At 62.3% G+C, this 25200-nt stretch carries 24 protein-coding genes; 12 read left to right on the top strand and 12 right to left on the bottom strand.

Going from position 1 to position 25200, the window contains the following annotated elements:
• The first annotated feature begins 101 nt into the window (after positions 1-101).
• Complete coding sequence (locus tag AC07VH_RS06155) at positions 102-233, top strand: hypothetical protein (RefSeq protein ID WP_268993776.1); 132 nt, start codon at positions 102-104, stop codon at positions 231-233.
• Positions 234-255: 22 nt separating this feature from the next.
• Here AC07VH_RS06155 and AC07VH_RS06150 read toward each other — a convergent pair whose 3' ends face one another.
• Together AC07VH_RS06150 and AC07VH_RS06145 are read right to left on the bottom strand one after the other, a co-directional pair.
• Entirely contained in the window at positions 256-705 is a 450-nt protein-coding gene (locus tag AC07VH_RS06150; protein WP_034780449.1) for an outer membrane lipoprotein, read from the bottom strand.
• Positions 706-842: 137 nt separating this feature from the next.
• Positions 843-1271 (bottom strand): Mpo1 family 2-hydroxy fatty acid dioxygenase, encoded by a 429-nt coding sequence (locus AC07VH_RS06145; RefSeq protein ID WP_475416575.1) that lies wholly within the window; start codon positions 1269-1271, stop codon positions 843-845.
• Between the two features lie 94 nt (positions 1272-1365).
• Here AC07VH_RS06145 and AC07VH_RS06140 point away from each other — a divergent pair, with 94 nt between their 5' ends.
• Positions 1366-1908 carry a DNA-deoxyinosine glycosylase gene (locus AC07VH_RS06140; RefSeq protein WP_494788293.1) on the top strand — a complete coding sequence of 181 codons (543 nt, stop codon included), beginning with the start codon at positions 1366-1368 and terminating at the stop codon, positions 1906-1908.
• A 14-nt stretch (positions 1909-1922) separates the two neighbouring features.
• Here the strand turns inward: AC07VH_RS06140 and AC07VH_RS06135 are convergent, their stop codons facing one another.
• Both AC07VH_RS06135 and AC07VH_RS06130 read right to left on the bottom strand, forming a co-directional pair.
• A complete protein-coding gene (locus AC07VH_RS06135) occupies positions 1923-3131 on the bottom strand; it encodes a hypothetical protein (RefSeq protein WP_494788294.1) in 1209 nt (402 codons plus the stop codon).
• Between the two features lie 106 nt (positions 3132-3237).
• A complete protein-coding gene (locus AC07VH_RS06130; RefSeq protein WP_489629723.1) occupies positions 3238-4104 on the bottom strand; it encodes an HDOD domain-containing protein in 867 nt (288 codons plus the stop codon).
• On the opposite strand from AC07VH_RS06130, the gene AC07VH_RS06125 reads away from it, so the two are divergent.
• Positions 4037-4399 carry a hypothetical protein gene (locus AC07VH_RS06125; protein WP_494788330.1) on the top strand — a complete coding sequence of 121 codons (363 nt, stop codon included), beginning with the start codon at positions 4037-4039 and terminating at the stop codon, positions 4397-4399. The two genes, AC07VH_RS06130 and AC07VH_RS06125, sit on opposite strands and share 68 nt — an antisense overlap.
• Positions 4396-4974, top strand: a complete 579-nt coding sequence (locus AC07VH_RS06120) for a DNA-3-methyladenine glycosylase (RefSeq protein WP_475416571.1) — start codon at positions 4396-4398, stop codon at positions 4972-4974. The genes AC07VH_RS06125 and AC07VH_RS06120 overlap by 4 nt, the downstream gene beginning before the upstream one ends.
• On the opposite strand, the gene AC07VH_RS06115 is transcribed toward AC07VH_RS06120, so the two are convergent.
• Positions 4971-6680 (bottom strand): methyl-accepting chemotaxis protein, encoded by a 1710-nt coding sequence (locus tag AC07VH_RS06115; protein WP_475416570.1) that lies wholly within the window; start codon positions 6678-6680, stop codon positions 4971-4973. The genes AC07VH_RS06120 and AC07VH_RS06115 overlap by 4 nt on opposite strands.
• 66 nt (positions 6681-6746) lie before the next feature.
• Positions 6747-7205, bottom strand: coding sequence for a cache domain-containing protein (locus AC07VH_RS06110; RefSeq protein ID WP_494788295.1), 459 nt, complete (start codon positions 7203-7205; stop codon positions 6747-6749).
• 283 nt (positions 7206-7488) lie between these two features.
• Here AC07VH_RS06110 and AC07VH_RS06105 point away from each other — a divergent pair, with 283 nt between their 5' ends.
• The 5 genes from AC07VH_RS06105 to AC07VH_RS06085 all read left to right on the top strand — a co-directional run bounded on the left by AC07VH_RS06105 (position 7489) and on the right by AC07VH_RS06085 (position 13215).
• A complete protein-coding gene (locus tag AC07VH_RS06105) occupies positions 7489-8853 on the top strand; it encodes a KamA family radical SAM protein (RefSeq protein WP_489629726.1) in 1365 nt (454 codons plus the stop codon).
• A 2-nt stretch (positions 8854-8855) separates the two neighbouring features.
• A complete protein-coding gene (locus AC07VH_RS06100; RefSeq protein WP_494788296.1) occupies positions 8856-10205 on the top strand; it encodes an MFS transporter in 1350 nt (449 codons plus the stop codon).
• The gene (locus AC07VH_RS06095) at positions 10150-10998 is read left to right on the top strand and encodes a fumarylacetoacetate hydrolase family protein (RefSeq protein ID WP_494788297.1); all 849 of its coding nucleotides are present in this window, start codon (positions 10150-10152) and stop codon (positions 10996-10998) included. Before AC07VH_RS06100 ends, AC07VH_RS06095 begins: the two co-directional genes overlap by 56 nt.
• Positions 10998-11564 (top strand): carboxymuconolactone decarboxylase family protein, encoded by a 567-nt coding sequence (locus AC07VH_RS06090; protein WP_494788298.1) that lies wholly within the window; start codon positions 10998-11000, stop codon positions 11562-11564. Before AC07VH_RS06095 ends, AC07VH_RS06090 begins: the two co-directional genes overlap by 1 nt.
• 91 nt (positions 11565-11655) lie before the next feature.
• Entirely contained in the window at positions 11656-13215 is a 1560-nt protein-coding gene (locus AC07VH_RS06085) for a S1C family serine protease (RefSeq protein ID WP_494788299.1), read from the top strand.
• Between the two features lie 56 nt (positions 13216-13271).
• Here AC07VH_RS06085 and AC07VH_RS06080 read toward each other — a convergent pair whose 3' ends face one another.
• From AC07VH_RS06080 to yjgA, 3 genes are all read right to left on the bottom strand, one after another.
• A complete protein-coding gene (locus tag AC07VH_RS06080) occupies positions 13272-13940 on the bottom strand; it encodes an alpha/beta hydrolase (RefSeq protein ID WP_494788300.1) in 669 nt (222 codons plus the stop codon).
• Positions 13937-14566 carry a molybdopterin adenylyltransferase gene (mog, locus tag AC07VH_RS06075; protein WP_475416564.1) on the bottom strand — a complete coding sequence of 210 codons (630 nt, stop codon included), beginning with the start codon at positions 14564-14566 and terminating at the stop codon, positions 13937-13939. Before mog ends, AC07VH_RS06080 begins: the two co-directional genes overlap by 4 nt.
• Before the next feature lie 75 nt (positions 14567-14641).
• Positions 14642-15241 carry a ribosome biogenesis factor YjgA gene (gene yjgA / locus AC07VH_RS06070; RefSeq protein ID WP_131373528.1) on the bottom strand — a complete coding sequence of 200 codons (600 nt, stop codon included), beginning with the start codon at positions 15239-15241 and terminating at the stop codon, positions 14642-14644.
• A gap of 92 nt (positions 15242-15333) precedes the next feature.
• Here yjgA and pmbA point away from each other — a divergent pair, with 92 nt between their 5' ends.
• Entirely contained in the window at positions 15334-16686 is a 1353-nt protein-coding gene (gene pmbA / locus AC07VH_RS06065; RefSeq protein ID WP_494788301.1) for a metalloprotease PmbA, read from the top strand.
• Between the two features lie 68 nt (positions 16687-16754).
• On the opposite strand, the gene AC07VH_RS06060 is transcribed toward pmbA, so the two are convergent.
• Complete coding sequence (locus AC07VH_RS06060; protein WP_230517095.1) at positions 16755-17744, bottom strand: hypothetical protein; 990 nt, start codon at positions 17742-17744, stop codon at positions 16755-16757.
• A gap of 438 nt (positions 17745-18182) precedes the next feature.
• On the opposite strand from AC07VH_RS06060, the gene AC07VH_RS06055 reads away from it, so the two are divergent.
• Together AC07VH_RS06055 and AC07VH_RS06050 are read left to right on the top strand one after the other, a co-directional pair.
• Positions 18183-20594 carry a TonB-dependent receptor plug domain-containing protein gene (locus tag AC07VH_RS06055; protein ID WP_494788302.1) on the top strand — a complete coding sequence of 804 codons (2412 nt, stop codon included), beginning with the start codon at positions 18183-18185 and terminating at the stop codon, positions 20592-20594.
• Between the two features lie 15 nt (positions 20595-20609).
• Positions 20610-21932, top strand: a complete 1323-nt coding sequence (locus AC07VH_RS06050) for an aminotransferase class V-fold PLP-dependent enzyme (RefSeq protein ID WP_494788303.1) — start codon at positions 20610-20612, stop codon at positions 21930-21932.
• 38 nt (positions 21933-21970) lie between these two features.
• Here the strand turns inward: AC07VH_RS06050 and AC07VH_RS06045 are convergent, their stop codons facing one another.
• Both AC07VH_RS06045 and AC07VH_RS06040 read right to left on the bottom strand, forming a co-directional pair.
• Positions 21971-23101 (bottom strand): cytochrome-c peroxidase, encoded by a 1131-nt coding sequence (locus AC07VH_RS06045; protein ID WP_494788304.1) that lies wholly within the window; start codon positions 23099-23101, stop codon positions 21971-21973.
• A gap of 236 nt (positions 23102-23337) precedes the next feature.
• Positions 23338-25047 carry a methyl-accepting chemotaxis protein gene (locus AC07VH_RS06040; RefSeq protein WP_494788305.1) on the bottom strand — a complete coding sequence of 570 codons (1710 nt, stop codon included), beginning with the start codon at positions 25045-25047 and terminating at the stop codon, positions 23338-23340.
• Positions 25048-25200: the final 153 nt, after the last annotated feature.

Raw genomic sequence — 25200 nt, 5'->3', positions numbered from 1 at the left:
TGAGCCAGCGCAGTGCTTCTGGAGAATGTTGAATTTATGAAAATATTTACTTTAATATCAAGTAAATATTTTCCAAATTGCATCTTTGAAGGGGAACCGCCATGCCAGCCTCACTGCAGATCAAAGTATGGAGCGTGCTTGTGTATGTTGTCGTGGCAACCTTGATGGCCATCTGGCTGCACGAGGGCATGTCGCCCTCGGCCTTGCTGATGGCTGCCGGCGCCTTTGGTTGAAGCCCGTGCGCCGGCAAGCAGATCAGTGGGTGACGCGGGTCTTGCGGCCATCCGACAGCAGGCGCACGCGCTCGCCCGGACGGAACAGCTCGTCCGCGTCCTGCACGATGGCGCGCATGTCGCCATTGTCCAGGCGCACGGTGATTTCCAGGCCAGGTTTGTTCGAGGCGTTCGCTTCGATGCTCTTGCCGGCCATGCCGCCGGCGACCGCGCCGAGGATGCTGGCCGCGATGGCGCCCTTGCCGCCTCCGACGGTCGAGCCGGCCACGCCGCCCAGCGCCGCGCCAGCCAGCACGCCCGTGCCCGTTTCGCCCTTGTCGATGGTTACCTGGCGGACGGATTCAACCGTGCCCATGCGAACCGACTGTTCGTTCTGCGCCTGGCGCGCGTTGTACACATTCGCCGAGTTCGGTTGTACGGCACAGCCGGCCAGGGTGGCGAGTAATGCCACTGCAATAATTGGTGCTTTCATGTAGGACTCCCTTGGACAAAAGTTGGTTGCCGATTGCGTCGACCGGCAGATGATGACTTATCATAAGGACACTTGTCGCAGATAACTAGTTGCGAATAGTAAAAATCTGTTACCGGTCCCGCGTAACCGCTTGCCGCTCAATACGCCAGCCGCAGGCGCCGGTACAAAAATCCCAGCACGAACAGCGGACCCACCAGCAAAAAGCGCACATCGTCGAGAAACGACGGTTTCTTGCCTTCGATCTGGTGGCCGATGAACTGGCCTATCCAGGCCAGCACGAACAGCGCCAGCGACACGGGCAGGATGGTCAGCGGCGGCATGAGCAGCAGCAGGCCCAGCATGGCGGCCAGCATTGCCAGCATGCCCGCAGCAAACGGGCGCGACAGCTTGTAGTAATAGTATAAGGCCAGAATACTGCCGAGCAGCGCCACGCTGGGATGCACGCTCCACAGCAGCCCCAGCAGGCTGAAAACGATCAGTGGCACGCACACGATGTGCACCCATTCATTGACGTGGTTGCGGTGGCTTTCGCCATACTGGGCCAGCAGGGTGTCGATGGTGCGCATGGGCGGTCTCTTGTGCGGGAAGGTGGTGCGGGAATTCTACACCGTCGCGTGGCCGGGTAAAATGGCCCTCCATCTTGCCTTCCGGACCTCTCATTTGAATCGCCCAGCCCTCTTGCCGGACCCTGCTGCCGATGCGCGCAAGCGCTGTTTCGATCCCGTCGTCGACGCCGGCACGCGCTTATTGATACTGGGCAGCCTGCCTGGCGAAAAATCGCTGGCGCACAGCCAGTACTATGCGCACCCGCAAAACAGGTTCTGGATGCTGTTGGGCGAAGTGCTGGGCGTGGAGTTGAAGAGCCTGCCCTATGAAGAGCGTCTGGCCAGCGTGCTGGCGCATGGCGTGGGCTTGTGGGACGTGGTGGCGCAGGCGCAGCGCACGGGCAGCCTGGACAGCAATATCCGCTTCCGCGACGATAACGACCTGGTGGCGTTGGCCGCCAGCCTGCCGCAGTTGCAGACGATCGCCTTCAACGGCGGCACGGCCGCCAAGCTGGGCATCAAGGTGCTGGGCGACCATGCGCAGCGTTACCGCATCGTCAGCTTGCCGTCGAGCAGCCCCGCCTATACCTTGGCGTATGCGCAGAAACTGCAGGCGTGGCTGTCGCTGCGTGACCAGCCGGAGCCGGCCGCGCGCTGATCGTGTCGCCGGCCTTACGCCGGCGCGTACGGCTGCGCTTCCAGTGGTTGTCCCTTGGCATCGAATTTCAGCGCCACGGACAAGTTGGTGACGCCGATGGTGGCCAGCGCGTCGCAGATGTCGTCGACTTCGTCCTGCAGGTCGGCGGCCAGGTCCAGCGGCTTGTCTGCGCTGTGCAGCAACTGGCCGCCCGCCGTGCTGACGTTGACGCGCAGCAGCATTTCGCCATGCTCATCGGCCGGGCCGACGACCACCGAGACGTCGCCCGCGTCCACCTTGTTTTCCGCCAGTGCATGATTGATGCCGGACATCATCTGCAGCATCGCATACTCGCTCATGCCTTGTTCCTTGCCACCGTGGAACAGATCCTGGTACAGAAAACTCACTTCCAGGGTACTGCCGGCCGGCGCCAGGCAGCGTTTCACCAGGTCGCCCACTTCCGTCGTCCACTGCTGGTAGCGGGCCATGCGCGCATCGAACCAGGCGTCGAGCGCCGCTTCATCCTTCGGTTCCGCATAGAACGGGTCGTCCACGCGCTTCAAGGCAAAGCCCAGCAGGAAGCGCAGTTCGACGGCCGTGTCCTGCGGGCCGAAAGCCGTCTCGCTCCAGCCGACGATGCTGCTTTCCAGACCCGGCGTGGCGACGATTTTCTTGTCCGTCATCGACGAATAGGCATCGCGCACCATGTCGTGCAGGTGGCTGTAGGTGATGCGGTCGATCTCGTTGAGGTCGTAGGCATGGCTCATCAGGACCACCTTGGCCTTGGCGCTTTCCAGTTGCGCCTGCTGGAAACTCTTCACCAGCGCTTCGAACGCGTCCTGGTCCTGGAAACTGTCCGCTTCCCGCAGGCCGCCCGTGCTTTGCACCAGCAGGGGCACGACGAAGGCGTTGATTTCCATGGCCGGGGCATTCTCGCGGCGGATCACGGAAACGGCAGCCGCTTCCTCGATATGGCTGCGCAGGTACTGGTAGGCGCCCACGTCCTCGTACTTGGCACGCTCGATGGCGTCGTACAGGATTTCATCCTTCTTTTGATTCAGGGCCTTACGGATCAGGCGGCCGAACTCGACGGCTTGCTCGGCCAGCACCGTGCCCTGCGATTCGCTGTCTTCCTGCTCCGCCAGGTTCAGCGCCATCGTGCACAGCATGCGTGTGACGGACTCGTCCTTGTCTTCGGGCGTGTTGGCGGATTTACGGGGGACAGGGCGCTTATTTTTGGGCATGGCGATCAAGAGGTTAAGAAATACGGGTCAGGCAAACGGAAACGGGCGCCAGGACTCTGCCAGGCGCCGGGACGGATCATACAGGCGGACGCGGCCGCCTGATACCTCAATGGTCGGTATCGAACATCTCGTGCAGCTCGTCGAGCAGGTCGGCGGCTTCTTCCTGCGACAGGCCAAGATGCTGGCAAGCAAGTTCGCCGCCCTTGTCCCACTCGAGCGAAGTACTGTTGCCATGGTAGCGCTGAATGCCCTTTTCGGCCAGCAGCGACAGGGCGACGAGCGAGCGGATGGCGTCGTCCGTGGACGGGTCGGCCAGCACCGTGTAGTCGTGGTGGTGCAAAATCGCCCAGGAGACGTCGGAGGACAGGCCCCAGTTGCGCGCCAGCAAGCAGCCGATGGCCGCATGGTTGGTCTGGTGGCGCGCGTCTTCCAGTGTCGTAAAACAATTGTGCGCATCGTTGGCCGCCGCCGCGTACGTCTTGACATAGTCGGGGAAGCGGTTCATCAACAGGGGCACGCCGATGTCGCAGAACAGGCCGAAGGTATGCGCGATGTCGGGCGGGGCGATGCGCAGCTTGCGCGAGGTAAATACCAGGGCGCGCGCGCGCTTGGCCGACACATCCCAGAAATTGGTCAGTTCCACGCCTTCCGCCTCCAGCGCCTGGCGCGCCAGCAAGCCCGTCATCATGGCGCTGCACTGGTTGATACCGAGAAAGTTGATGCCTTGCTCGACGGATTTGGCCTTGCGCGCGGCGCCATAGAACGGTGAATTCGCCAGTTTCAGCAGGGCGCCCGACATGCCGACGTCGTCGGCGATGATGCGCGCGATGCGGCGCGGCGACGGGTCGTCTTCCGCCAGTTCGCGCTGCAGGTCGACCAGCAGGCTGGGACGCGGCGGGATACGGATGGAACGCATCAAGGCGTCAACCGGATCTTCCTGCACTACCTGCTTTTGCGCTGCCGCTCTCATCATCACGCTTTCATCATCATTTTTGTGTCCGGTGCTTATTCTGTCGCGCGCTGCCGCTGCCCGCCTCATGAGCGTCTGGCGCAGTGCCCGACGATTATCGCTGTTTATGCATGGCAATAGTTCATATCTGCAATATATTGTCGCAAAAATCCCCGTTTTGGCCTGGTCCGGCCGCCATTTTCGTCATTTTACGACGCTGCCCATCCCGATATCCGTGATAAAAAGCTTAAGTTTTATTTGTTTTCAAGGCGGGGGTGAGGCGTGCGGCGGACAGCGCGGCGGTACAATTGCCGGATGAAAAAAATCCTCGCGGGTATCGACTTTGCGGACGATTCCAGCAGCGTGGCGCGCCAGCTGATCGGCGTGACCGTGCTGGTCGACGGCGTGGGCGGGCGCATCGTGGAAACGGAAGCGTATGACCGGCTGGACCCGGCTTCGCACACGTATGGCGGCATGACGCCGCGCAATGCGGCCATGTTCGGCCCGCCCGCGCACGCCTATGTCTACCGCTCGTACGGCATCCACTGGTGCCTGAACTTTGTGTGCCGCGAAGCGGGGCATGGCGCGGGCGTGCTGATCCGCGCCATCGAACCGCTCGTGGGACTCGATGCCATGCGCGAACGGCGCGGCGTCGAGGATGCGCGGCTGCTGTGCTCGGGACCGGGCAAGGTGTGCCAGGCGCTCGGTGTGAGCCATCTGCAGAACCGGCTGGCGCTCGATGCGCCGCCCTTCATGCTGCTGGCGCGCGAGGACGAGGTTGCTGTACAGGCGGGACCGCGCATCGGCATTTCCAGGGCGATGGAGACGCCGTGGCGTTTCGTGCTGGCCGGCTCCGCTTATCTGAGCAAACCGATGCGCGCGCCCGTCATCTAGTTACCTTCCTGCCCGCGCCGGCGCGGGGGCGCATCCTTGGCGCCACGCATGCCGGGCATGCCGCGCAGCGGACTGTGCAGCGCGCGCCGTTCCCGGGCGGGCATCCTGGCGGGGTCTTGAAAGGCGTCGTCTTCGGCGCCGGCGGGCGTGGCCGGCGCGGCTGGATCCAGGGTGAACACGCTGACCGCCGCCGACAGTTTGACGGCCTGGTCCTGCAGGCTGGCCGCCGCCGCTGCCGCCTGCTCCACCAGGGCCGCGTTTTGCTGCGTGACGTCATCCATCTGCGCCACGGCCAGGTTCACTTCCGTGATGCCCGACGCCTGCTCGGCGCTGGCCTCTTTCACGCGCTGGATGATCTCGTTGACTTGCTGCACCGAGGCCACGATGGCGCCCATGCTGTCGCCCGCCTGCTGCACGGCCACGCTGCCGCCGTCGATGGTGGTGACGGAGGTGGCGATCAGGGTCTTGATTTCCTTGGCCGCCTGCGCCGAGCGCTGCGCCAGGGTGCGCACTTCCGACGCCACGACGGCAAAGCCGCGGCCTTGTTCGCCCGCGCGCGCCGCCTCCACCGCGGCGTTCAGCGCAAGGATATTGGTTTGGAAGGAAATACCGTCGATCACGCCGATAATATCCACGATCTGGCGCGAATTGGCCCGTATCGTCGCCATCGTCGCCACCGCCTGCTGCATCGACGTGCCCCCTTGCACGGCCAGGGTGGACGCTTGCCCCGCCAGCTCGCAGGCCAGCTGGGCGTTGTCCGCATTGTTGTTGACGGCTTCCGTCAAGGTTTCCATGGCGCTCGACGTTTCTTCCAGCGAACTGGCTTGCATTTCCGTGCGCGCCGACAAGTCCAGATTGCCGGTGGCTATTTCGCGCGAGGCCGTGTCGATCGATTGCACGGCGCCCATGATGGTGCGCAAGGTCTGGTTCAGGTGGGCGATGGTCTGGTCCAGCACGCGCGAGGTGGCGGCGATTTCGTCATTGCCCGGCTTGGGGGCGCCGGCCATCAGCTTGCCTGCCGCCAGGTCTTGCACGGCGTCGGCAATGCCGCGGATTTCCACCAGCATGGCGCGGCGTACCAGCATGGTCACCACGATGGAGACGAGGATGGACAGCAGGACGGTCAGCAGCAGGCTCCAGCCCAGGCTACGGAACTCGGCGCTGGCCGTCGCATGGGCCTGGCTGCTGAGCTTTGTTTCCAGGGCCGACAGCTGCGCCAGCTGCGTATTGAACTGGACGAATTGGGTTTCCGCCTTGAGCATGGAATTGGTGGCGATCGACTGGTCCATCTGCGCCATTTCCATGGTTTCCAGCACGGCCTTGCGATAGCCGGCCAGGGCCGCGATGGCCGCATCGACCAGGGTGCGCTCGGCGCCCGTGGCCGTGGAACGCAAGGTGGCCAGCTGGGCGCCGATGGCTGCGTGGCGCGCCTTGATCTGTTGCTCTAGCGCATCGAGGCGAGCCTTGGCGAAGCTGCCATTCGTCCACGACAGCAACTGGTACATATTGCCATGCACATGCTTGGCGTCGCCGACGACGTCGGCGGCCGCTTTCAAATGCGCGATGCGTACCAGCACCATGTTTTCCAGCGAGGCATTTTGCCGTACCATGCCATACCAGGCGCCGGTCGAGCTGAGTATCAGCAGCAGCAAGACCAGGGTGGGCGCCAGCAACAATTTTGGTCCGATGCGTAATTGATTGAGCATGCTTGACTCCTGGCTATGGCTGTTCAACGCGCAGGCGGCGCGCTGCGCGCGCGCGCCGCCCCTGCCCTATTTTTTGTAGATGCCCGCTTCCAGCACCACATCGTTGACGCGCAGAATGTACGTGGTCTTCGGCTCGATCTTGCCGCTGGTGGGATTCTTGTACTGATAATCGACCCAGCCCTTGCCCTGCTTTTGCGCCAGCTCGATGATTTCACGCCGATATTTCTTGCCGTTCGCATCCGGCACATCCGTCAAGTCCTTGCCCACGATGGAAGGATTGATGGGGTGGGCCAGCACGATGCCGGTCTTGATGTCGCGCATGTCCACATACAGCGAACCCTGCACGAAGTCGGGATCTTTCGCCGTGATTTTCTTCATCATTTCTTCCTTGCCATGCGCCTTCATGAAGGCGGCGCCCCGTTCGGCCATGGCGATGGCGTCTTTCTCCGTTGGTTCGAGCGCGGCGTTGACGCTGCCGCCTGCAAATGCCAGGCACAGCAGGCTACCCGTGAATATGCGTTTCATGAAAGCTCCTTGTGATATCGAGGGATGTGTTGCCAGGTCGTAATTTACGTCGCCGACGGTGCCGTCAAATTGCGATGGAACAAACTAAGGTGTTGCTTGTAGGCAGCGTGCAACGTATCGAGAGGCTTGTTGATATGTAGCAATTTAATTCCGAGTGGCAAGAACTATGATGACTTTCATAGCATGCCGAGGTGGACTGGCATGGGGGAGGAAGAGGCTGAAATTGGCCGCTATACGGCCGACTTCATGAAAGTTGTCGCTATTTACAGGCAAGGAGCCGATCGTGTCCGCACTCATTACCGAGCCGTTTTCACCCAAGTTCAAGCCATATACGCGGCAAACCATTCAACAGGCGCGGCAGTGGGAATGGCTGCCGGAAGAGCAGCGCGAAGCCGTGCAAGTGGTCTCGCACGTCTTGCCGTTTCGCACCAATGAATATGTGCTCGATCAGTTGATCGACTGGAACAATATCCCTGACGATCCCATCTACCGCCTCGTCTTTCCCCACCGCGACATGCTGCCGCCAGAGCAGTATGCGCACCTGCGCGACCTGGTGCTGGTGCGGCGCGACAAGGCGGCCATCGACGCCTATGTGCATGGCTTGCGCCTGGGAATGAATCCCCATCCTGCCGGACAAATGACGCATAACGTGCCGAGGGTCAACGATGCGCCCGTGCGCGGCCTGCAGCATAAGTATGCGCAAACGGTGCTGTTTTTTCCCAGCGCGGGCCAGACCTGCCACGCGTATTGCACTTTCTGTTTTCGCTGGCCCCAGTTCGTCGGCATGGACGACATGAAGTTCGATGCGCGCGAGTCGCATGAGCTGGCCGCCTACCTGAAACTGCATCCGGAAGTGACGGACGTGCTGATCACGGGCGGCGATCCGATGATCATGAACACGCGGCAACTGGCCGCCTACCTGGAGCCGCTGCTGGCGCCGGGCCTGGAACATATCCAGAACATCCGCATCGGCACCAAGGCGGTGGCGTATTGGCCGCAGCGCTTTGTCTCGGACCGCGACGCGGATGACTTGATGCGCCTGTTTGAGCGCATCGTCAAGGCGGGCAAGAACCTGGCCGTGATGGGCCATTACAGCCATGCCGTCGAGCTGCGCCAGGACATCGCGCAGCAAGCCGTGAAACGCATCGTGTCCACGGGCGCCACCTTGCGCATGCAGGGGCCGCTGATCCGCCATATCAACGAAGATCCGGCAAGCTGGGCCGAGCTGTGGCAGACGGGTACGCGCCTGGGAGCGATTCCGTATTACCTGTTTGTCGAACGCGACACGGGCCCGCGCGGCTATTTCGAGTTGCCGCTGGCGAAGGCGCACGAGATTTTCCAGGCTGCCTACCAGATGGTGTCGGGCCTGTCGCGCACGGTGCGGGGACCGTCCATGAGCGCCTTTCCCGGCAAGATCGTCATCGACGGCGTCGTCACCATCAATGGCGAAAAACTGTTTGCCCTGCAATTTTTGCAGGCGCGCAACCCGGACTGGGTGCGCCGGCCGTTTTATGCGAAGTTCGATGCGGAAGCGACGTGGATGGACGATTTGAAGCCTGCTTTTGGCCACGATAAATTCTTCTTCGAGATGGATGACCCTGTGCCGCAGTTGCCGCATAAAATCATCCGCCTGGCGCAGGCTGCCTGAGCATGCCTGCCGCCGGTGCGCCTGCCCGCTCCGGTCTGGCCGTGTTTTGTCTCGTATTCCTGCCGTTTGCGCTTGGGCATTACCTGTCGTGCCTGCTGCGCGGCGTGAATGCCGTGCTGACGGCGGAATTGCTGGACGCCATCGCCCTGACGCCAGCGCAGCTGGGCCTGCTGACCAGCGCCTTTTTCCTCGCCTTTGCGCTGGTGCAATTACCAGTCGGCATGGCGCTCGACCGCTACGGCCCCCGCACGGTGCAACTGTGGCTGCTGGCGCTGGCGGCCCTGGGCGTGTGGCTGTTCAGCCGGGGCCACAGCTTTGCCGAGCTGATGTGGGCGCGTGCCCTGATGGGGGCGGGGCTGGGCGGCTGTTTCATGGCCGCCGTGAAAGCGATCTCGTGCGCCATCGCGCCGGCGCGCCTGCCGTCCGTGCACGGTTACCTGATCGCCGTGGGCGGCCTGGGCGCGGCCACGGCCACCATGCCCGTCAAGCTGGCCCTGCATTACACGGACTGGCGCGGCGTGTTCCTGGGCCTGGCGCTGGCGGCGCTGGCCATCGGCTTGCTGATCCGCCTGCTGTCGCCGGCCATGCCCGCGCGTGCCGCAGGCATGCACAAGGCGAGCAAGGTCAGCGTCTGGAGCGTGTACCGCGATCCCGGCTTTCGCCGCACCATCGCGCTGATCCTGCTGCCGCACACGGTGTTCTTTGGCGTGCAGGGCTTGTGGGTGGGGCGCTGGCTGGCCGACGTGGGCGGCTTGTCCGATGACAGCGTGGCGTATCTGCTGTACCTGGGCATGGCGGCCGTCATCTTCGGCGCCATCGGCATGGGCATGCTGACGGAATGGGCAGGGCGGCGCGGTATCGCACCCATGCAGGTGGCGGCCGCCGGCATCGTCCTGTTTGTCGCCGTGCAAGTGGCGATGGCCTGCAATGTCGTGCCCGGCCTGCCTTTGCTGTCCGTGCTGTTTACCTTGCTGGGCACGGTGACGGGCCTCGAATACGCGATCGTCGCGCAAAGCATGCCGGCCAGCTTGACGGGCAGGGCGGCCACCTGTTTGAATCTGCTCATTTTTACGGGCGCCTTCCTGGTGCAGGCGGGCTTTGGCCTGATCCTCGGCTGCTGGCCCCTGAACAGCTTGCAGCAGTACCCGCCGCAGGCGTATCAGGTGGCGTTTGGCGTGCTGGCGGCCTTGCAACTGCCGGGACTTGCGATGTTTTTCATCAACCGCTACAGGCGTGCCGGGCCATCCGGTAAAATGCCAGCCTGCACAGCGGCAATGATCAACTCCAAGGAAGACTATGAAACTCGTTCGTTATGGACGTCCAGGCAAGGAAAAACCGGGCCTGATCGATGAAGAAGGCAAACTGCGCGACCTGTCCGGCGTGATTGCCGATATTGACGGCGCACAACTGTCCGACAAGGCCCTGCGCAAGCTGGCCAAGCTCGACGAAAAGACCTTGCCCCTCGTGCGCGGCAACCCGCGCTTCGGCGTGCCGCTGGCCAAGGTCGGCAAGTTCATCGGCATCGGCCTGAACTACGCGGACCACGCGGCCGAATCGGGCATGCCGATCCCGGCCGAGCCGATCGTCTTCATGAAGGCAATCACTTGCCTGAACGGCCCGGACGACAATGTCGTGCTGCCGAAAGGCTCGAAAAAGACGGACTGGGAAGTGGAGCTGGGCGTGATCATCGGCACGCGCGCGCAATACGTGAGCGAAGAAGACGCGCTGAAATACGTGGCCGGTTACTGCGTCGTCAACGACATTTCCGAGCGCTCGTTCCAGCTGGAACGGGGCGGCCAGTGGGATAAAGGCAAGGGCTGCGACACCTTCGGTCCTGTCGGCCCGTGGCTGGTGACGCGCGATGAAGTCATCGATGAGCAGGATCTGGACCTGTACCTGGAAGTCAACGGCAAGCGCATGCAGACGGGCAATACGCAAACCATGATTTTTACTGTCGCGCAGATCATCAGCTACCTGTCGCAATTCATGACCCTGGAACCGGGCGACGTCATCGCCACGGGCACGCCGCCGGGCGTGGGCCAGGGCCGCAAGCCGCAGCGCTTCCTCAAAAAAGGCGACAGCCTGCGTCTGGGCATCGCCGGCCTGGGCGAGCAGCAGCAGGACGTCGTCGCCTGGACGGCCTGATGGCCGGTAGCAATATCGACCGTTTGCCCGCGCTGCCGCTGGACCGGCTGGACCCGCAGCAGCGCGCTGCCGCGCAAGCCATCATCGACGGCCCGCGCGGGGCCCTGTACGGCCCCTTCGTGCCGCTGATCCGCAGTCCCGAGCTGATGGAAACGGCGCAGCGCATGGGAGAGTATTTGCGCTACCGCAGCGCCATCGGCACGCGCCTGTCGGAGCTGGCGATCCTGGTGACGGCGCGCCAGTGGGACCAGCAAGTCGAGTGGGCCATCCACGCGCCGCTGGCCGTGCAGAACGGTATCGCGCAAGCGGCCGTGGACGCCATCGCCGCGCGGCGCATACCGCTTGCCCTGAAGGAAGACGAGCAAGCCGTGCATGACTTCTGCATCGAGCTGCAGCAGAACAAGCGCGTCAGCGATGCCACGTATGCACGGACGCTGGCGCTGTTCGGCGAGCACGGCGTGGTGGACTTGATGGGCATCAATGGCTATTACACCTTCCTGGCCATGGTGATGAATGGCGCGCAGACGGCCGTGCCGGCCTTGGGCGTCACGCCTTTGCCCGATTAGAATAGTTCTTCGGGCAAAGATGGACAAAGTGTAATGAAGTTGCAATTATTCAATATATAATTTTGCTTCCCTTCCATTGCCAAAAAGCTCAATGAAAACTCGTCCGTGCATCACCCTGATGGGCCGCGCCTTCCTGGCGCTGGCCCTTTCTTTTTCCCCCTTGATGACGCTGCGCGCGCTTGCCGCCGAGACCGCCGCTACGGCGAACGCCAGCGCTTCTGCACTGGAAAATTCCGTCGTCAAGGTGTTTTCCACCCTGCGCGGGCCGGACCCGTATAAACCCTGGAGCAAGGCCGCGCCGCAGGAAGTGACGGGCTCCGGCGTCGTCATCGAAGGCCGCCGCATCCTCACCAATGCGCACGTGGTCGGCTATGCCAGCCAGGTGCAGATCCAGGCGAATGGCGCCGGCGACAAGATACCGGCGACCGTGCTGGCCATCTCGCGCGGCATGGACCTGGCCTTGCTGAAGATCGACGACGACAGTTTTTTCGCCAGCCACAAGGCGGTGCCGCGCGCGAACGTCTTGCCGGACGTGCGCGATGCCGTGCTGGCGTATGGCTATCCGACGGGCGGCACCTCGCTGTCGATCACCAAGGGCATCGTCTCGCGCATCGAATTCGTGCGTTACAGTTTCCCCGTCTCCGGCCTGCGCATCCAGATCGATGCGGCCATCAACCCGGGCAATAGCGGCGGCCCCGTGATTGCCGGTGACAAGATGATCGGCCTGGCCTTTGCCGGCATGCTCAATGCGCAAAACATCGGCTACATCATCCCCAACGAGGAAATCGAGCTGTTCCTGCGCGACCAGGAAGGCGGCGCGCCCAAGGGCAAGCCGGCCATGCGCGATGTGACGCAAACGCTGGAAAATCCCGCGCTGCGCACGTATTTGAAACTGGCCAAGGGTGTCGAGGGCGCCGTCGTGATGACGCCGGCCAGCAAGGATGCCGCCTATCCGCTCAAGGAGTGGGATGTCATCACGCACATCGGCGATTTTCCGGTCGATAACCAGGGCATGGTCAAGCTGAATGCCAACAGCCGCGTGCGCTTCCAGTACCGGGTGCAGCAGTTGGCGAAAGACGGGCAATTGCCATTGACGGTGGTGCGCCAGGGTGCGCCCCTGAAAATCAAGGTGCCCGTCTCGGCGGCGCACCCGATGCTCATCAGCGGTCTGCAGGGCAGTTATCCGTCGTATTTCATCTTCGGCCCGATGGTGTTTTCGCGCGCCACCACGGAATTCATGGCGGCGCCGAATGGCAACCCGGCAATGCTGGGCGGCATGGCGTTTGCCGGCAATCCGCTGGCCACGCGGCGCGGCGATGCGCCCGACAGCGAGCGCGAAGAGCTGGTGGTGATCGCCGCGCCGTTCTTCCCGCACAAGCTGATGAATGGCTACAGCACCCGTTTCTTCTCGGTCGTCGATTCCGTCAATGGCGTGCGCGTGCGCAGCCTGGCGCACCTGGTGGCCTTGCTGCGCGACCAGACCGATGAATTGCTGACGTTCCGCTTCCAGCAGCGCGATGCGGAAATGGTCGTCGTGCCCCGCAAGGAGATGCTGGCCGCGACGGAATCGGTGCTGACGGACAACGGCATCCGCTCGGAAGCGTCGCCCGACATGCTGAAAATCTGGAATGCAAAAACGCCGGCGAACTGATCGTTCCCGGCGTTCCGTTTGACAACAGGTGTGGCGCACACCGCGCCTGTTTTATTTTAAGCCAATACTTTTTTCAGCCACGCGCCGATGGCGTCGATCTCTTCCTGGCACAGCGAGTGCTGCATCATGTACTCGTGCCATTCCACCTTGTAACCCATGCCGGTGAGCAAGTCGCGCGACTGCTGCGCGCGGCCGATCGGCACCACGGGGTCGGCCGTGCCGTGCGCCATGAAGACCGGCGTCTGCAGGCTTGCCGGCGTGCGTTCAAGAGCCGTCTTGTCGGCCAGGGGCAGATAGCCGGACAGGCACATCAGGCCGGCCAGCGGTTCCGCGTGGCGCAAGCCCGTCTGCAAGGTCATGGCGCAGCCTTGCGAGAAGCCGGCCAGGATGATGCGGCTGGCGGGAATGCCGCGCGCCTTTTCGCGCGCGATCAGCGCTTCGATCTGCGCCTGCGAGGCGCGCAAGCCGGCCTCATCTTCGCGGCGCACGAGGTCGTTCACGAGGATGTCGTACCAGGCGCGCATCACATAACCGTTGTTGATGGTGACGGGCATGGTGCCGGCGCTGGGGAAAATGAAGCGGATGGCGGGGCAGCCGCGCAAATCGAGCTCTTTGACCAAGGGCACGAAGTCGTTGCCGTCGGCGCCCAGGCCGTGCATCCAGATGATGGAAACGGTGGGGTTCGGTGCGCTGTCGAGTTCTATGGTTTCCAGCAAGGTGCTCATGTATTTTCCTCAGGTAAAGGTTGCGCCGGACGCAGCGCCGATTTGGGACGGAAGGCCTTGCAGATGGCCGGGTCGGTTTCCATGTAGGGACCGCCGATGAGATCGATACAATACGGCACGGCGGCAAAGATGCCGTTCACCAATTGATTTCCATCAACATCCTTCAAGCCCTCCAGGGTTTCCTTGATGGCTTTCGGCTGGCCCGGCAAGTTCATGATCAGGCAAGCGCGCTCGGGTGTCTCGCGGATCACGGCCACCTGGCGCGACAGGATCGCCGTCGGCACGAATTGCAGACTGATCTGGCGCATCTGTTCGCCGAAACCGGGCATTTCCTTGGTGCCCACGCTGAGCGTGGCGTCCGGCGTGACGTCGCGCCGTGCGGGACCCGTGCCGCCCGTCGTCAGGATCAGATGGCAGTGGTTCAGGTCGACCATGTCGATCAGGGTGTTTTCAATTTGCGAGCGCTCGTCCGGGATCAGGCGTTTTTCCAGGCGGAACGGCGTGCGGATGGCGGCGGACAGCCAGCTTTCCAGGGCCGGGATGCCCAGGTCTTCATACACGCCGCCGCTGGCGCGGTCCGAGATCGACACGAGGCCGATAATCAATTCGTCTTCTATCGTGGTCATGGGGCACCTGTCTATGTCGTAAAAAAACCGGGCTGATCCCGGTTTTTAGCTACTTTCGGGGTCAGACCCAGTTGCTTATTCGTCTTCTTCTGGCTCGACGCCATCTTCATCGGCATCTTTCTTGCCGCTGTTGTTCTTCTTGGCGATCTCTTTCAAGATCTGGAAGATTTCGCGGTAGGCTTTCGGCGGCTTGTTCTCGGCTTGCTCCTTGCGGGCATTGCGGATCAGGGTGCGCAGGTGTTGCACGTCCAGTTCCGGGTTTTCCGACAGCAAGACGGTCAGCGCCTTGTCATCCGTCAACAGCTTGTCGCGGCGGCGTTCCATCGCGTGCATATTGGCCGTGTCGGCTTTCGACAAGCCTTTCCAGCTATCGATGGTGCGTTGGATGGCGGCAACTTCTTCTTCATCCAGGGTGCGCATTTTCTTGCCCACGTATTGCAGCTGGCGGCGGCGGCCTTCGTGATCCTTGATTTGCTGGCATTCGAGAATGGCGTCGCGCACGTCTTCCGGCATCGGGACGCGCTTGACGCGGTCACGTGCCTCATTGACGAGTTCTTCGCCCAGCTTTTGCAGGACGGTCATCTGGCGCTTGAGTTCCGATTTCGATGGACGTTCATATTCCTGTTCGAATTCGGTGGATTGGAAGCCGCAAGCTCCCCGGTTTGGATTTGGCATGATAAGGCGGGATTGGCCGCGTAGGCCGCACCTGTAAACTGTAAACGACTGCTATGATAACCTTTTTAGCGGCTTTCCGAAGAAAACAGCGCATGAACGACTCCGTATTTACCCATAGTCAAGAGCAATTGCAGCAACTGGCCCGTGATGTGTTGTCTTTTGTGCGGGAAGCGGGCGGCACCGACGCTGCCGTCGAGGTCAGCGAAGGCGGCGGCCTGTCCGTTTCTGTACGAAAAGGCAAGATCGAGACGATCGAGCAAAACAAGGACAAGGGCATGGGCGTGACCGTGTTTGTCGGCAAGAAACGCGGCAATGCCAGCACCTCCGACTTTTCGCCGTCCGCCCTGCGCGCCACGGTGGACGCCGCCTACAACATCGCCCGCTTCACGGCCGAGGACGATTGCGCGGGGCTGGCCGACGCCGACATGCTGGAAATGTCTCCCCGCGATTTGCAGCTGTTTTATCCGTGGCTCATTTCCGCCGAGGAAGCCGTCGCACTGGCCCAGCGGGCCGAGGCGGCCGCGTTTGCCGTCGATCCGCGCATCACGAACAGCGAGGGCGCCAGCGTGCACGTGCAGCAATCGCACTTTGTGTCCGCCAATTCGCGTGGCTTCATCGGCGGCTACCCGTTTTCACGCCATACGCTGTCCGTGGCGCCCATCGCCGGCAGGGGCGCCAAGATGCAGCGCGACGACTGGTATTCGTCCGTGCGCGACGCCGCCAAGATGTCGAGCCCGGAAGCCATCGGCCGCTACGCCGCCGAGCGCGCCCTGTCGCGCCTGAACGCGCGCAAGCTGGGCACGCGCACCTGTCCCGTGCTGTTCGAGGCGCCGCTGGCGGCCGGTTTGCTCGGTACCTATGTGCAAGCGACCTCGGGCGGCGCCCTGTACCGCAAATCCACTTTCCTGAACGATTCCCTGGGCACGCAAGTGCTGCCGTCGCACGTGCAGATCTTCGAAGACCCGCACGTGATCGGCGGCGTCGGTTCCGCGCCGTTCGACGAAGAAGGCGTCAAGACTGTCAGCCGCGACGTCGTCAAGGATGGCGTGGTGCAAGGCTATTTCCTGTCGACCTATACGGCCCGCAAGCTGGGCATGCAGACGACGGGCAATGCGGGCGGCTCGCACAATCTGTACCTGACCTCGAGCCTGACGGCCGCCAGCGACGATTTCAGCGCCATGCTGAAAAAGCTGGGCACGGGCTTGCTGGTGACGGAGCTGATGGGGCAAGGAACCAATTACGTGACGGGCGACTATTCGCGCGGCGCCTCCGGTTTCTGGGTGGAAAACGGCGTGATCCAGTATCCGGTGGAAGAAATCACGATTGCCGGCAACATGAAGGACATGCTGCGCCACATCGTCGCCGTGGGCGCCGACACCCTGCGCCGCGGCACCAAAGAGACGGGTTCCATCCTCATCGAGAGCATGGTGGTGGCCGGCGGTTAAATCTGCCCGGTACCACCCCAGCCTGCGGCATAGCTGCCGGTTGGCTGGGGTGGTACCGCATTACCTTCTTACGTTGATTTGACGTTGACGCATGTCCAAGAAATATTCGAGGCGTCCCAGGTCGCTTTCCAGTTGATCGTCGTCTGGTCCCTGCATGCTTGCTCAGATGCAAATTTGGTATCCTGGTAGCGCTGGTAGATATAGCCGTCCTGAGGACGCCAGACGGCGCCATACCAATAGTTGTTGGCATCGACGGCGGTGGCCGGCTGTTCCAGTGGCTTATTCAGGGCCGTGTTCTTGTAATCGATAGCGGAACTGCCATCCGGGTTGAAGAGTCGAATCCACACGGAATTGTTCTGCGTACCAGCCGCATCGACTGGAATGCACATTCTCGTTTTGGCCGTGTACAGGCTATCAGGCATTGTTAGGCAGAAATATGGACTTGGCGAACCTGCTGCAATCGACCATTCCACGTTGCTGGTCGTCGTGCCGCTTGGGTCGCAGTAATTCGCGTATTTGCCCGATTTGAAGCCTTGGACATAAGTCGACGTTTGCACACCCGAAAAATACGTTCCGGATGAATTGCTGAGGGTGGGCAACACATTACGGCCTGTGACGGACATGCATGCCTTGTAGCCGGCATCGGCATACCCGATCGCCATGCCGATGGGTTGCATATTCGTATCCAGATGCAATTTCCAACTATTTCGGTATTGCAGCTTGCCACTGGCATTGCTACGTAGCAGTGAAATGACTTTGACGGATGTTGCTTGTTGCGATACTCCATTGGTAATGAATGGCGCAGACTGTCCAGATTCCTGGCTCACGATTAAGGTCGCCGTCCCCAGGCTGCCATCGTTGGATGCCAGATTCGAGATGGTCAGGTCGCTTCCCAGGAATTTATTCAATGCATCAGCGGCATTGATGGATGCCAGCACCGGTGTCGGTGGAACCACCGGTTTAGGATCCGGACTGCTGCCATTCCCGCCACCGCCTCCGCCGCCTCCGCAAGCGGCGAGCAAGCTGACGATCGCGCACAATATGCTCTGTTTCTTCATCTTTACAACCTAATATAGCGACAAGAATGCGTGTCGTTGCGCCGCCGCATTATAGGGAGTGTTGATTGTAGGAAATCTATCGAATTGTATCGATGGTCCCCCATTTGCCCTTTCATTGCCGGCGCCATGTTTTTCTTACGCTCGAATCAAAACATGGCTGCCTGGCGAGAAAAGCCGTGCTGGATGAATGATGCCGGCGGCCGGCGCAATACGTGCATGTGCTGCGTGTCGGCCAGCGTGCAGGTCTCGCTCCTCCAATAGTGATCAGCGCGTCATACGGCGGAAATATTCGCTTCGTATGATGGCGCCATCTGACGTTATCTGCGTAATTTAGATGCTTTTAATGTAAGTAAGCCGAACTTCGTGATATTTCATGCAAGATACGAGTCTTGCTGTGACGCGTCGTTGTTGATCCAACCTGCATAGTGAACCCTCCCCATGACCTGTTCCCGTACCCGCATCGCCCGCGCGGCGGCCCTGTTGTGCGCCATGAGCGCTGTCTTCGCCAGCCAGGCGCATGCCCATGGCGATGCGCCCGCCGCGCCCGTTGCTGCCAGCGATACCCTTGATGCACCGCAAGCCGTGATCGTCACCGGCACGCGCGGCAGCAACCGAACCCAGTTCGACACCATGGCGCCCGTCGATGTATTCAACCGCAGCGATATCGGCGCCGTCGAATCGTCGGACTTGAATGATGTCCTGGCGCAATTGGTTCCCTCGTATGTGGTGCAGCGCTTGCCGATGGCCGATGGGCAAGTCTTCGTGCGCCCGGCTACCTTGCGCGGCCTGTCGCCGGACCAGACCCTGGTGCTGGTCAATGGCAAGCGTTTCCACCGCAGCGCCCTGCTGGGTGCGCGCGGTGCGCAGGCGCCGGACCTGGCGCAGATTCCCGTGTCCGCCATCAAGCGCATCGAGGTGCTGCGCGACGGCGCTTCGGCCCAGTACGGCTCCGACGCGATCGCGGGTGTGATCAACATCATTCTCGAAGACACGGTCGGCACGGAAATCTCCGTGCACCATTCGCAATACTCGGAAGGCGACGGCAAGGGCAATGAGCTCAACCTGAAGACGGGCTTTGCCTTTGGCGAGACGGGCAAGGCGACGATTTTTGGCGCCCTGGCCAAGTCCGACCCCACTTCGCGCACGCGCCAGCGGGCCGACGCCATTGCTTTCCAGCAAGCGCATCCGGAACTGAAGGTGCCCAACCCCGTGCAGCGCTGGGGCCAGCCTGAACTCGACAGCAAGCGCCTCGGCTTCAATGCCGGCATGGCCCTGTCCGACACGGCGGAACTGTACGGTTTCGGCCTGTTCAGCCGCAGCGACGGTACCTCGGATTTTAATTGGAGAAATCCCGATACCAGCACGGGCGCGTATAAGACCAGCAGCCTGTTCCCCGGCTGGGACTTGCGCAGTGTATATCCGCTCGGTTTCAGCCCCAGCTATTCGAACGAGCAGGATGATGTGCAGCTGGTGGCCGGTGTGCGCGGTCACTTCAACGACCGCTTGGGCTGGGATGTGAGCGCTTCCTATGGCCGCAACCGCATCGATTACAAGCTGGCCAATTCCATCAACGCCTCGATGGGGCCGGCCAGCCCGACGTCGTTCTACCTGGGCCAGTTATCGCAGGCGGAAAAGATTCTCAACGCCAACTTCAACTATGAACTGCCCATGGCATCGTTGCCGCAACCCGTCAATATCGCGTTTGGCGCGGAAGCGCGCAATGAAACGTACGGCGTGAAGGCGGGCGATGTAGCGTCCTGGACGGTAGGGCCGGGCGCGGCCATCGGCCTGGATGCGAATGCCAACGGCGCACCCGGTTTCAGCGGCCGCCAGTCGGGCAGCTGGGGCCAGGACAGCTATGCGGCCTACCTGGACGTGGAAGTGCCCGTCAGCAAGGCCCTGAGCCTGGGCGGCGCGGCCCGCTACGAACATTTCTCGGAATTCGGCAGCACCGTCAACGGCAAGCTGTCGGCCCGCTACGCCTTGAGCGAAGGTCTGGCCCTGCGTGGTTCCTACTCGACGGGTTTCCGCGCGCCAACGCCGGGCCAGTCGAACACCAACAGCACCAACCAGGGCCTCGACACCAAGACCCTGCTGTTGTTTACCAGTGGCCGCCTGGCCAATAGCGACCCGCTGGCCATCCTGCTCGGTGCGCAGGCGCTGAAGCCGGAGAAATCGAAGAACCTGTCGCTGGGTTTTACCTGGAAGACGCCGGCCGGTTTTTCCGGTTCCGTCGACGTGTATGACATCAAGGTCAGCGACCGCTTCAGCACGTCCGCCGCGTTTGCCGTGCCCGCTGGCGTGGCCAACCCGCTGCGCTACACCTCCGTCAGCTATTTCACGAACGACTTCGACACCACCACGCGCGGCATCGATATCGTGGCCAGCCACCTGAGCCGTATCGGCGACGGCAAGCTGAACCTGACCCTGGCCTACAACTACAACACCACCAAGGTCGACGGCGGCAAGTCCAGCCTGGTGACCAATGCAGCCCAGCGCCAGGTGTTCGAAGAGCGCCTGCCGCGCCAGAAAGCCACCATCAGCGGCAACTATGACCTGGGCAACTGGAGTGCCCTGGCACGCGTACGCTATTACGGCGCGTGGACGGACAATTCCGGCAACGCCACGGGCGATATCTTCCAGCGCTTTGGCGCCATGCAATTTCTCGACCTGGCGGCCAGCTACAAGATCAGCGACAAGCAATCCGTGCGCGTGGGTATCGACAACGTAATGGACAAATATCCCGATGAGGCAACCTTCCAGGCCAGCCGCGGTCTGATCTATTCGCGCAATGCGCCGTACGACACGGACGGGCGCAAGCTGTACGTCGAGTACAAAGTGACGTTCTAAGGGGGTAATGTGAATATGAATCCACAACGCCGCGCCTTGTTGCGCGCCGGTTCGCTGGCGGCGGCGCTGCCCTTGACGGCGGGCGCAGGATCGGCTGCGGCGGCGTCCGCCGCCTTGCCTCCTGCCTTGCCGCCATTGCCAGCAGTACCGGCCGGCACCACGCCGGAAGCGCTGGCCAGCAACCAGGCTTACTGGCAAGCCGTGGCCGCGCAGTACGACACCACCGATGCTATCGTGCAACTCGACAACGCCTACTGGGGCTCGATGGCCAGGCCCGTGCTGCGTCATTACGAGCAGCAACTGGCCATGGTCAACCGCGACAACGCCTGGTATGCGCGCATGCGTTTTCCCGCCGACTTCGAGGCGGCCCGCGCGGCGGCGGCCAGGGCGCTCGGCGTGGGTGTCGATGAAATCGTGCTGACACGGGGCGCCACGGAAGCGCTGCAAGTCCTGATCGCCGGCTACAACCGCTTGCAGCCGGGTGATGCGGTGCTGTACGCGGACATCGATTACGACAATATGATCACCGTCACGCGCTGGCTGCAGCAGCGGCGCGGCACCCAGGTGGTGTCCATTGCGATCCCGGAACCATTTACGTATGACAATGTTGTTGCTGCCTATGTTGCCGCCATGGAACGTCAGCCGAAGCTGAAATTGATGCTGCTCACGCATGTCAATCACCGTAACGGCATGGTCTTGCCCGTGGCCGAGATCAGCCGCCTGGCGCGCGCGCGCGGCATCGATGTGATCGTCGACACGGCGCACGGCTTTGGCCAGCTGGACATGACGATCCCCGACCTGCAGGCGGACTTTGCCGGTATCAACCTGCACAAATGGATAGGCGCGCCCGTCGGCGTGGGGGCCGCCTACATCAAGCGGGGCCGGGTGGCCGATATCGACCCCTACCTGGGAGAAAAGGCGGGCGACGATATCCGCACCCGCGTGCACACGGGCACGCTCAATTTCGCCGCCTACCTGAGCTTGCCGGCGGCGCTGGACTTGCATGCGCAGATCGGCGTGGCCAACAAGCAGGCGCGGCTGCGATTGCTGCGCAACCGCTGGGTGGAGGCGGCGCGCGGCATCGACGGCATCGAGGTGCTGGCATCGAGCGACCCGCGCCTGACGAGTGCCATCGCTTCGTTCCGCTTAAAAGGCAGGAGCAGCGCGGCAGACAGTTATGCCCTGTCGAAAAAGCTGGTGCAGGAACACGGCATCTTTGCCGTGCCGCGCGACGGTCTGGCCAGCGGCGCGTGCGTGCGCGTCACGCCGGGCATCTTTACGCCCGAGTCGCATCTGGACCGGCTGGTCAATGCCCTGCGCAAGGTGGCGCGCGGCTAGTTGCCAGGGGGCGTTCCGGCGCTGGAACCCCCCATGTCTTACTGCAGGACTTGATAGCCATCCGTCAAGGTGGCTAAAAACTTCACCATATCCTCGATCTCGCCCGCCGTCAGTGCGGGCGCCATGCCGCGCCTGCGGTCGAACGGCGCTTCGCTGACGTTGACGTTGGCGCGGTACCTGGCCGGTACGTCATTGAATTTCTGCACTTTTCCCCGCTTGTCGCGCGGATACCATTCTTGCGGATGCGTATCGCGCCGCACGTAGAAACGCAGGGCATCCGTCAGGTTGTCGAACACGCCGTTATGGAAAAACACCTGGCGCGTGGCCACATTGCGCAGGCTGGGCACCTTGAAGGCGCCGCATAGCTCGGTTTTTGTTGCCAGGTCCGTGCGGTCCGGGCCGCACAAGCCCAGGTCGAAATACGCGGGGTCGGCCGTGGCGGGAATGCGCGTATTGCGCGGCACGCCCAGATTGTCGAAACTGAAGTCTGTAAACAAGGGCGGCGCGCCATGTTCGCCCCGCACGCTGGGGTGGCAAGCGGCGCAATTGCCCTTGCGTTCATCGTTGAACAGGGCCAGGCCACGCAATTCCGCCAGCTCCAGCGGAACCTTGTTGGCCAGGTAGAGGTCATATTTGGAATCGTAGCGGTGGAAGTCCGGCTCTTCCTGCTGGAATTGCTGCAAGGCATACGTGATGCGGCGGAATGCCTGTTGCGGTTGCGTAAAGATGGCGGCGCCAAAGACGTGCCGAAATGCTTGCGCGTAACTGCCATTGCGCAGCCGTTCCACCACTTCATCCGTGCTGGCATTGGCCATTTCGTGCGCTGCCAGGAAAGGCCGTTCCGCCTGTTCCGCCAGGCTGGCGGCGCGGCCGTCCCAGTTGATGCCGCCGTTGGGCGCGCCTTCCTCATCCAAGCGGAAGGGCGGATTGTGTTCCAGGTAGCGCAGCGATGGCGTGGCGCGGTAACCGTGCGCCTGGCCATCGGCGCCCCCCAGTTGCACGGCCAGCTGGTTGCCGGGTGCGTAAGCGTGGGCCGGGTCATGGCAACTGGCACACGACTGCTTGCCCGAGGCGGACAGGCTGGCATCGTGGAAGATGCGCCGCCCCAGCTGTGCGGCGGGGCTGAGTTCGGCCGCCGTGCCTGGCATGCCGTACAAGCCAGCAAACAAGAATATGCACACGTGTGCAAATCGGGTCGGTGAAAATCGCGCCGCAGCGCGTGGCTGGTCTTTGATGGTCATAGGTAGGAGCTTATCGGCAAGGGAAGGGACGAACAATGCTGCGCCCAGTATAGGCAGCAATGGCCGGCGTGGCAACGATTAGCGATGCTGCGCTGCGCCATGGCGGCGCGCCGCTCCCGCCGCGCTGGACGGCGGCACGGGCGGCTGGCTGCTGCCCGGTGAGGTCAGTATTGTTCCCACTCGCCTTCCGCCGCCATGGCGGGCGCGGCGCTCTTGCGGCTGGCGGGAGCGTTGGCGACGAGACGGGGCGGGACCGCCCTGGCGGCTGCGGCCTGTGGCGCTGGCTTTGGCGCCGGCCGCGCTGCTGGCGCGGCGGCTGGCAGCGCCTGCGTGCCGTCGAGCTTGAACACGCTGACGGCCTCGGCCAGGATGCCCGCTTGCTCCTGCAGCGCTTCGGACGCGGCGGCTGCTTCTTCCACGAGCGCGGCATTTTGCTGGGTCACGGCATCCATTTCCGTGATGGCCTGGTTGATCTGTTCGATCCCTGCTTCCTGCTCGTTGCTGGCGGACGTGATCTCGGCCATGATGTCCGTAACGCGTCGCACGCTGCTGACGATCTCTTCCATGGTGCTGCCCGCCTGGTTCACCAGATTGCTGCCGAGATTGACCTGGTGCACGGAATCGTCGATGAGGATCTTGATTTCCTTGGCGGCGGAGGCGGAGCGGTGGGCCAGGTTGCGCACTTCCGTGGCCACCACGGCAAAGCCCCGTCCCTGTTCGCCCGCCCTGGCCGCTTCCACGGCCGCATTCAGGGCCAGGATATTGGTCTGGAAGGCAATGCCGTCGATGACGCCGATGATGTCGACGATTTTCTTCGACGAGGCATTGATGGAGTCCATGGTCGTGATCACTTCCGCCACCACCTGGCCGCCCTTGCTGGCCACGCTGGAGGCCGATTGCGCCATCTGGTTGGCCTGGCGCGCGTTTTCGCCATTCTGCTTGACGGTCGACGTCAGTTCTTCCATCGACGATGCCGTTTCTTCCAGTGAGCTGGCTTGCTGTTCCGTGCGCGAAGACAGGTCCATATTGCCGGAGGCGATTTCGCGCGAGCCGTGGGCGATAGCGTCCGTGCCATGGCGCACGCGCGCCACGATGCCTTGCAGATTGTCGTTCATGTCTTTCAGGGCGCGCAGCAGCTGGCCCGTTTCATCGGTGCCGCGCGCGTCGATGGTGCCCGACAGGTCGCCGGCCGCCACCCGTTGCGCCACTGTGACGGCTTCGGCGATGGGCCGGCTGATGGAGCGGCTGATCAGGACGGCCAGCGCGATGGCAATGGCCGTCGCCGCGATGGACAGGGACAAGGTCAGGATGATGGCCATGCGCCCATCGGCCGCGGCTTGCTTGCCTTCGCTTTCCATCAGCGATTCCTGGAAGCCGGTCATGGCCGCCAGTGCAGTCAAGAATTTTTCTTGGGGATAGCGCAGCTGCGTCAACAGGAAGATGCCCGCCGTTTCCGATTTGCCTTCTTGTAGTAGCTTGATGTTCGCATCGCGCGTCCTGGCATAGCTTTCGCGGCTGGTCATCACGGCCTGGAGCAGTTCCTGGCCCTTGGGCGTATTGACCATGGTTTTCAGGCGCGCCAGCAGTTCCAGGTTCTTTTTGATCGAGGCCTGAATCTTGGCCACAGAACTGCTGACTTCGTCGGCATCGTTGGCGCCGATGATGGCGATGCTCAGCAGGCGGGCCTGGATATTGACCTCGGACTGTATCGTATTCGACAACATGACCTTGACATAGCGGTCGTTGAGAATTTTTTCCGTCGATGCATTGATGTTGCGGATGCGGCTGACGGAAACAAATGCCACCATGGCAAGCAGGACAATGATCAGGCCGAAACTGAAGGTCAAACGGGTACTGATTTTAAGCTTAGACATAGATCATTCATCCTCGGCGAAAAGCGGAAAGCGTGCGCTGGGAATCGTCCCGCGGACAGGCGGTGTCCATTCAAGACGATGCTGATGCGGTCAGTTTGCGTTACAGAAAGCTAATTCGGCAGGGACAGGGCCGTGGATGCGTATTGCTGCTGG

This window comes from Janthinobacterium sp. GW821-FHT03C10 (genome assembly GCF_059420865.1).
The sequence above is the reverse complement of the archived record's forward strand: the minus strand, read 5'-3'. Positions and strand labels throughout refer to the sequence as shown.